Consider the following 1368-nt stretch of genomic DNA (forward strand, 5'->3'; position numbering starts at 1 on the left):
CCGGTACCGATTGGCTTCTTGATCGGGTCAGCGCCGTACTTGTCGAAATCGCGATGTACGACCAACGCGGGATAGTCTGTGAATCCCGCAATGAGCGTGATGTCGGGTGCCGAGAGCTTCAATTTCACTGTGTGGTCATCGACCTTCGTAATCGCGCCGTTCCTAGCTTTGCCGGTCTTGGTGTCGACCAATCCACTGACACGTGCCGCCATGGAATTGCCCGATACATTTTTCTCGCACCAGCGGCTTAGGTTGGCGACCACATCGTCAGCGCTGAAAATATCGCCGTTGTTCCAGGTGACGCCTTTTCGCACATGCAGCGTGTATTCGGTGGCGTCGTCATTGACGTCCCAGCTTTCGAGCAGAACCGGCTCAAAAGTGAACTGACGCGTGTAGCGGACGAGCGGCTCGAGCCAACAGCGTGTGACGTTTGCCATTTCCGTCCAGTCGTAGGTCCGAGGATCTTTTTGGCCTTTAACGTTCATTGAGACGCGAAGCGTTCCGCCTTTCTTCGGCTCTTCAGCTGCAGCTGCCGCGGGCGCCGCAAGGCCGATCATGCCATAGGCAACTGCGGTAGATGCACCGAAGGAAGTCGCGAGAGCCAGAAATTCACGCCGATCCATGCGACCAGCACGCGCTTCTTCCGCCATGGCCTTGATGGCAGTTGGAACTCGCTCGCCGTTGCTTTTGAAAACTCCCATGTGCTTTCCCCTTTGCACTGTTGCTATTTAAGGACATTTAGTGCGTGGCACCTGCCGGTATCTGACCCGGCTCGACGGTTTATTTTGACCGTCTATTGTTGGTACCTCCTGGGCCGGATCTCAAAGCGGATAAAACTCATGGGTCGCGTCATATCACTTGCCTGGGTATGCTTGCCATGGGCCGGCCGTGCCTGCCGCAGTACCTCATTCGGCGCTCCGAGATAGAGGCTGGTTAGCTCACGAATGCACAGCCCACCGGCTTTGTTCAGCGGGCGGCCCGAGTGTAGGGTGAAACGATATGCCGTGATTGAGGGTCGATGGAAGCGGAAAAAGAAATCAGCGTGTATAAATAGAATTTATGTCGTAATTCCTCTAGGTTTGCGCTCGCGATAATGTTGGCGCCAGGTCTCCTGGCAGGAGAGCGAGCAAAGCCGTCGCGATCAAATGCATTGTCGAGAACGCTATCAGATCGRCAATTGAGGTTTCGAGAGCTGCGACACAGGCTTGCGCAGCTCGGCTAGGTACCTTGTTCCTCCTTCATACTTCTGACCCCGACGGCACCGGCAACACCAAGGTGATGCGCCAGTCGCTCGAAGCCTCGCATCGCGGCTGGGGCAAGTCGGTCATCATCGGCGTCGCCGGCGCCGGCCAGGAGATTGCGACGCAG

At 56.5% G+C, this 1368-nt stretch carries 1 protein-coding gene and 1 pseudogene; one reads left to right on the forward strand and one right to left on the reverse strand.

The window, feature by feature from the left end; genetic code table 11:
• A partial coding sequence (locus ORS3428_RS08515; RefSeq protein ID WP_244507893.1) for an ABC transporter substrate-binding protein occupies window positions 1-701 on the reverse strand: 701 nt, incomplete at its 3' end.
• A gap of 553 nt (window positions 702-1254) precedes the next feature.
• Here ORS3428_RS08515 and ORS3428_RS32330 point away from each other — a divergent pair.
• Window positions 1255-1368: pseudogene (locus tag ORS3428_RS32330) on the forward strand (S-(hydroxymethyl)glutathione dehydrogenase); the annotation flags it as partial.

Origin of the sequence: Mesorhizobium sp. ORS 3428 (assembly GCF_001854785.1) — a bacterium.
Lineage (GTDB): Bacteria > Pseudomonadota > Alphaproteobacteria > Rhizobiales > Rhizobiaceae > Mesorhizobium.